Here is a 553-nt window from a genome sequence, read left to right as displayed (position 1 = left end):
CACCTTCAGCTGGGTCAGGTCACGCAGCGTCATGCGCTTGCTGGCCAGCACGCTGGACAGGGTCACCTCGGCGATGTTGAGCTGTTCGCGAAGGGTCTGCCCCCAGCTCTCGTCGCGATCGTTGCGGTCGCTCTGGATGCCGGCGTCGAGCAGCTCGCGGATCGGCTCCAGCATCGAGTACGGCAGGGTCACGTGGATGTCGCCGCCACCGCCGTCGAGCTCGACGTGCAGTCGGCACACCACCACGTATTCGCGCGGGGTCACGATGTTGGCGAAGTGCGGGTTGATCTCCGAGTTGATGTACTCGAAGTCGACATCCATCACCGGTGCCCAGGCTTCGCGAAGGTCGGCGAAGGTCTGCTTCAGCAGCAGGTGGATCACCCGCATTTCGGTGGCGGTGAACTCGCGGCCTTCGATGCGGGTGGGGTAGCGCCCGTCGCCGCCGAAGAAGTTGTCGACGATGGCGAACACCAGGGTCGGTTCGAACACGATCAGGCCGGTACCGCGCAGCGGCTTGAAGCGGATCAGGTTCAGGTTGGTCGGCACATACAGC

General features: G+C 64.4%; 1 protein-coding gene. It reads right to left on the bottom strand.

From position 1 onward, the window contains the following. Positions 1–553: flagellar motor switch protein FliM (locus DAI20_RS20085; RefSeq protein ID WP_168927716.1), on the bottom strand; the 553-nt coding region annotated here is incomplete at both ends.

It is taken from the genome of Planctomonas deserti, assembly GCF_003067705.1.
In the GTDB taxonomy this organism is placed as follows: Bacteria; Actinomycetota; Actinomycetes; order Actinomycetales; family Microbacteriaceae; genus Planctomonas; species Planctomonas deserti.
Note: the sequence above shows the minus strand (reverse complement) of the source record. Positions and strands in the feature narration are given on the sequence as shown.